Raw genomic sequence first — 6,000 nt, forward strand, 5'->3', positions numbered from 1 at the left:
CGGCTTCAGCCCTCGCGGCGGTCTCAAAAATGATTGATTGGCCTTATGCGCGGCACATCTTTAGACCAGATGCCTATGAAACAGAACGGGCGAGTCATGAAATTCCTTGCGACGATCATTGCTGCTGCGGGCCTGGCCCTGCCGGTGTACGGACAGGATGCGCCGGAACCGGTGGTGGTGGAGCTATATACATCGCAGGGCTGTTCCTCTTGTCCGCCCGCAGATGCGCTGCTGCACAAGCTGGCGGAGCGTGAGGATGTGCTGCCGCTGGCGCTGCATGTGGATTACTGGGACTACATCGGCTGGAAAGACCAGTTTGCCAAACCGTCCCACACCAAGCGCCAGAAAGCCTATGCCCATGTGGGCGGGCGCCGGATGATCTATACCCCCCAGATGATCATCATGGGCCAGGAAGATGTGGTTGGCGCCGATGCGATGGAAGTGGCTGACGCAATCGGCAAGCACCAGGGCGTGCCGCGCCCGGTTTCCCTCAGCGCCGGGCGGCAGGGCGGGGATCTTGTGATCCGGCTGCAGCCGCGGGTTCAGATGCCGGATGGCAAGCTGGTGGTGCAGGTGGTGCGCTTCACGCCTGAGCGCAGCGTCAGCATCACCCGCGGGGAGCTGGCAGGCCGCACCTTGTCTTATGCCAATGTAGTGGAGGACTGGCAGATCGCCGCAGAATGGGATGGTGCCGGGGATCTCGAAGTCTCTGTGCCGATGTCCGGCAGCCTGCCTGCAGCAGTGCTGGTGCAGGAGGCCCCGCTAGGCCGCATCATCGCAGCTGCGCGGGTCGATTGAAGGCTCTGCTCACCCAGCTGAGTCTTTTGCAGCTTTGCCAACCGGCACATAGGGCTTCCAGCGGCGGTGAATCCAGAACCATTGCCCGGTGTGCCGCCGCACAATGGCCTCCAGGTCGGCGCTCAGCGCCTTGGTCATGGTCAGCCGATCAGAGGGCGGAACCTCCGCGCTCATGACGATCTCGAAATCCAGCCCGTTTTCCTGGCGCACCGCGTAAACGGGGATCAGCGCCGCCCCGAACTTGAGCGCAAGCTCCGCGGGCACCGTCGAGGTTACCGCTGGTTTTCCAAAGAAATCAATCAGCTCACCGCCCTGGGCGTGCAGGTCGGTGACGATGGCAGCGATGCCGCCCTTCTTCAGATGGCGCACCAGCTCCACCATGCCGCGTTTGCCCTGTTCGAACATCGGTTCGCCATTACGCTTTATCGCCTCGACGTAATGCGCGTTGAAATAGGGATTGGCCATGCGCCGGTACAGCGCACCCATTTCGTGGCCACGGGCAATCAGCGCGGTGCGCGCGGCATCATAGTTTCCGAAATGCGCAGTGGCCAGCAGCACCGGCCGCCCTTCTGCGCGGGCCTTTTCCAGGGCTTCAAGGCCGGGGCCGGTTACCGGCGCGGCCTTGGCGCGCTCGTGGAATGGCACCCCAGCGTAGATTTCGGCGATCATCCGGCCCGCATTGTCGCTGACGTCGCGGTAAAGCGCGTCAGCATTCAGATCAGACAGCTCCGGGCTCACCAGATTCAGGTTATCGCGCACCCGCTTGTCAAACCGCGCCAGCCGGCCCATTGCCGTGACCAGCCTGCCCATCAGCGGCACGCGCAGCCGGTAGGGGATCAGTTTGCTGCCTTGCAGCAGGCCGCGCAGAAACAGGTTGCTGCCAAAGTATTTGACATGGCTCCAAGCGGAGAGCTGTGAAGGATCTACGGGCATGGCGTCTGGATAGCTGCGGCGCAGAAATGCACCCGGAAGCCCGCATCATACGCAGCTGCAGCGGCAGGCACAAGCAGCTCGCAGGCGCCGCCGCCAAAGGCCGGGCGCCCGCAAGCAATGGGGCAGGCCGGTGCTTACCCTGCCTCTTCTTCTTCCTCGTCGGATTTCAGCTCAATCTCGCCGGTGGCCACCAGGTCGCGCATGGCTGTGATGATCATGCTGAACGCAGCCTCGCCATCGCTGCGCTTGACCTTGCCGCGCTCCGCCACTTCCTCGCGGACGTTGTCGGCCATCCGGCTCGACATGTTCTTGAGCAGGAATTCGTTGGTGGCAACGTCTTCCTCGTCGGTGGCAAAGGCCATGGCGGTGACCAGATCAGGCTGCGACAGCACCCGGATCAGCTTGGGCACATCCAGCGCCTGCATCCGCTCGCCGATCAGCGCATAGGTAAAGATCGCCTTGCGCACCTTGACGGCAAATTCCTCGTCCTCCTCGTCGAGCGCGGTCAGAACCTCATCGCGCTTGGCAGCGGCGGCCTCGGTCAGGATACCGCCCAGACGCTGGCCCGGGGTCTGGTCAAAGGCCAGCTCGGGCCGGGCCTCCACCTGGGCGGCCAGGGACAGGCCGATGCGGTCTACCGTCTCCGGCGTGACATTGGCGGTCTGGCTGACCGCATAGGTGATGCGGCGTGCGATCGGACCGGGCAGATGCACCAGCATTTGCGCCGCCTTGGCCGTGTCCAGTTTGGACAACAGAACCGCGGCCACTTCGGTGCTCTCAGCCTCGGCCAGGCTGGCCAGATCCTCCGGCGGCAGCAGTTTCAGCCGTTCCCACGGATCGCCGAACTGGCGCACCCCGGCCTCCTTGCGCAGGCGGCTGTGGGTGTAGCGGCTGATCTTGCCTTCCATCGCGGTCAAGGCGCCGGCCAGGCCATTAGGGAAATGCAGGCCGACATTGTCCAGCAGATCTGCAAATTCGCCCGCCACCGCGTTCAGCGTGTTTCGGTCGACGATGCTCATCTTGCCCATCTGCTGGGTCAGTTCAAGCTGCAGGTCGTCCGGCAATTCCTCCAGCGGGATTTCAGCCCCTTCATTCAGCAGCAGACGGACGATGATCGCGGCCTTGGCCTTGCCGCTCAGCCCGGAGGCACCGCCGCCAGCCGTACCGCCGCCAAGCCCGCCTGCATCCATCCCGCCAAGCGGTGCCGGAGCTGCGAAATCACCCAGGTCCGGCCCGCCAGAGGCCATCGGAAGCGCCAGCATGTTGTCTTGAGGCATTCTCGCACCCTACCAAAGATTCTTCTCGATCATGGAGGGCAGAATAGGCCGCAAGCCGTAAAGAAAGGCTGAAGCCTAGTAACTGTAGGACGCTCCCGTTTCCAAGGCGCTGCGCAGCGAGGCCTCGGCCCAGCTGCCGTCGCCGCCCCTTGCCTTGATCTCTTTCCACTGTATCAGGGCAAGCCCGTATTTTCCCTGTTGCACAAGGCCTTGTCCCATATACGAACGGGCAAGGTGATTGTCCGGATCGCGTGCCAGCGCCTGATCGTAATAGGACTGCGCCACGTCCAAATTGCCCAATTTGCGGTGGGTGAAGCCCCAGTAGGTCAGCACCAGCGAGTCCTCCTGATCCGCCATCGCGCCCAGCACCGCCTGCGCGTCCTCCTGACGGCCGGCATAGGCCAGCTCGCGCGCCGCGCCCAGCAGCTCTTGCTGGTTCAGCGAGGATTTCTTGGGCCGCACGCAGCGTTTCTTCTGGTCGTCCCAAACCCGCTTGCCCTTACACTCCTTGGTGGTCTGGGTGGGTTTCGGCGGGTTCCAGTCGTTGCCGCCGGCGGCAAAGGCCGCCATCGGAAGGGTCAAAGCAGCGGCCAGAGCAAAATAACGCATATCATCAACTCCTGATGTGCAAAGTCATGTTCAATGTACTCAGAGAACCCGCGGGCGGACGACTTTATTCGCTTCACAAATGCGTTTATTTTGAAATTTTGTCTCTGGCAAACAAAACGCCCCGCCGGATCGGCGGGGCGCTGCAGCTCTCAATGCGGGGGGCTTACTCGCCGAACACCCGGCGGAAGATCGTGTCGACATGTTTGGTGTGGTAGCCCATGTCGAATTTCTCGTTGATCGCCTCTTCGCCCAGGGCAGCAACCACATCCGCGTCCGCCAGCAGCAGTTCGCGGAAGTCGACGCGGTCTTCCCAGACCTTCAGCGCATTGCGCTGCACCATGGCATAGGCGTCTTCGCGGCTGACACCTGCCTGGGTCAGCGCCAGCAGCACCCGCTGCGACATCACTAGGCCGGGGAATTTGTTCATGTTCTCCAGCATGTTCTCCGGGAACACCAGCATCTTGTCGATGACGCCGGCCAGACGGTGCAGGGCAAAGTCCAGGGTCACGGTGGCGTCCGGGCCGATGCCGCGCTCAACCGAGGAGTGCGAGATATCGCGTTCATGCCACAGCGCCACGTTCTCCATCGCCGGGATCACGGTCATGCGCACCAGGCGCGCCAGGCCGGTCAGGTTTTCGGTCAGAACCGGGTTCTTCTTGTGCGGCATCGCCGAGGAGCCTTTCTGGCCCATCGAGAAGAATTCCGCGCCTTCCAGCACCTCGGTGCGTTGCATGTGGCGGATTTCCACCGCGACGTTTTCGATCGACGAGGCGATAACGCCCAGGGTGGCAAAGAACATCGCGTGGCGGTCGCGCGGGATCACCTGGGTGGAGATCGGCTCAGGGCGCAGGCCCAGCTGCTCGCAGACGTGCTCTTCCACCGCCGGGTCGATGTTGGCGAATGTGCCCACAGCGCCGGAGATCGCGCCGGTGGCGACTTCCCAGCGTGCCTTTTCCAGACGGTTCTTGTTGCGGTCCATCTCCGCATAGAAGCGGGCAAAGGTCAGGCCCATGGTTGTGGGCTCGGCGTGGATGCCGTGGGAGCGGCCGACACGCACGGTGTGTTTATGCTCCAGCGCGCGTTTCTTCAACGCAGCCAGCACCTTGTCCATGCCTTCCAGCAGGATGTCGGCGGCACGCACCAGCTGCACGTTCAGGCAAGTGTCCAGCACATCCGACGAGGTCATGCCCTGATGCACAAAGCGGGCTTCCTCGCTGCCCACATGCTCCGCCAAATGGGTGAGGAAGGCAATCACATCATGCTTGGTCACCGCTTCGATCTCGTCGATGCGGGAAACGTCGAATTCCACATCCTTGGCCTTCCACACCGCATCGGCGTTCTCGCGCGGGATCACGCCCAGGTTGGCCATGGCTTCGCAGGCATGAGCCTCGATCTCGTACCAGATCTTGAATTTGGTTTCGGGGGACCAGATGGCGACCATCTCGGGGCGGGCATAGCGCGGGATCATGGGCGAAAGCACCTTTATGTGATTGTGCAGCAGATGCCCGGCCTATTAGAGGAGGAGAGGAGAGACAGCAAGGCTGGGAGGACGGGATGAGGCAGATTGCCCTGATGATTGCGGTATCATGTGCGGTTTCGCCGGTTTGGGCGGGGGAATGGCGGGTGCTGAACGGGCAAGAGGTGCAGCAGGCGCTGGAAGGGCGCAAGCTGGTCTACGGCAGCGGCGCCTGGCAGGAATTCCGCGCCTCTGGCCGAACGCTGTATAACGCCGGCCATGACAGCTGGGGCTATTGGGGCGTGCGGGACGGCAAATACTGCTCCACCTGGCCACCGTCGGACCTTTGGGCCTGTTTCGCGCTGGAAACCGATGGCGAGGCTTTGCGCTTTGTTGGGGAAGGCGGCGACATCACCACAGGGCGCTACGCTGAGGCGGAGGAGTGAGCCGCGCAGGTGCGCGGGCCGAAACCAGCCCTGGGTCCAGCGGGAGCTAAGGGCGGGCAGCCGGGATCAGCCGCCCCGCAAATGCGTCAGCAGCTGCGCGTTGCGGCAGTAAGACGGCGCTTCGGCCAGTTCTGATGCTTGTTGCTGCAAGTCACTGCAGCCGTCCTGATTGCGGCAGGTGCTGCAGCGCAGGATTGCGCGCATGTACTTCTGGCCTTGAGCCTGCGGATCAGCGGCAACGATTTCGCCATAGTCGATGCCCAGCCGGCTGGCCATGCCCTGCACCAGATCGCTGCTTCGCCCGAGTTTCGCAAATAAACCCATGTGTTTCCTCCCGTGTCCGGCTGCCGCTGGCAGCGGGAACAGCTTGGGCGGGACGCAACAAAGGCGCTTTGATCTGGCGCAAATTCCCCAAGCAGCAAGGAGCTCCCGCCTGCGCTGCGGCCGTTGGGCGAAGACCTGACACAGTTGGGCCCGGCGC

The 6,000-nt window shown here is 63.0% G+C and carries 7 protein-coding genes; 2 read left to right on the top strand and 5 right to left on the bottom strand.

Translation table 11 applies throughout. The features are described 5' to 3' along the window. The first annotated feature begins 96 nt into the window (after positions 1-96). Positions 97-798: a DUF1223 domain-containing protein gene (locus ACXAHG_RS14395; protein ID WP_475042860.1), complete on the top strand. Its 702-nt coding sequence runs from the start codon at positions 97-99 to the stop codon at positions 796-798. Between the two features lie 9 nt (positions 799-807). Here ACXAHG_RS14395 and ACXAHG_RS14400 read toward each other — a convergent pair whose 3' ends face one another. The 4 genes from ACXAHG_RS14400 to purB form a co-directional block, all read right to left on the bottom strand. Then, entirely contained in the window at positions 808-1,731 is a 924-nt protein-coding gene (locus ACXAHG_RS14400; protein ID WP_475058360.1) for a lysophospholipid acyltransferase family protein, read from the bottom strand. 134 nt (positions 1,732-1,865) lie between these two features. Then, positions 1,866-3,008 (bottom strand): flagellar motor switch protein FliG, encoded by a 1,143-nt coding sequence (locus tag ACXAHG_RS14405; protein ID WP_475042864.1) that lies wholly within the window; start codon positions 3,006-3,008, stop codon positions 1,866-1,868. Between the two features lie 75 nt (positions 3,009-3,083). Further along, complete coding sequence (locus ACXAHG_RS14410) at positions 3,084-3,617, bottom strand: tetratricopeptide repeat protein (RefSeq protein ID WP_475042866.1); 534 nt, start codon at positions 3,615-3,617, stop codon at positions 3,084-3,086. Between the two features lie 163 nt (positions 3,618-3,780). Continuing rightward, entirely contained in the window at positions 3,781-5,085 is a 1,305-nt protein-coding gene (gene purB, locus ACXAHG_RS14415) for an adenylosuccinate lyase (RefSeq protein WP_475058362.1), read from the bottom strand. 86 nt (positions 5,086-5,171) lie between these two features. Here purB and ACXAHG_RS14420 point away from each other — a divergent pair, with 86 nt between their 5' ends. After that, complete coding sequence (locus ACXAHG_RS14420) at positions 5,172-5,519, top strand: hypothetical protein (protein WP_475042869.1); 348 nt, start codon at positions 5,172-5,174, stop codon at positions 5,517-5,519. A gap of 66 nt (positions 5,520-5,585) precedes the next feature. Here the strand turns inward: ACXAHG_RS14420 and ACXAHG_RS14425 are convergent. Next, positions 5,586-6,000: DUF6455 family protein (locus ACXAHG_RS14425; RefSeq protein WP_475058364.1), on the bottom strand; the 415-nt coding region annotated here is incomplete at its 5' end.

The organism is Leisingera sp. ABD4_442, from assembly GCF_056160905.1.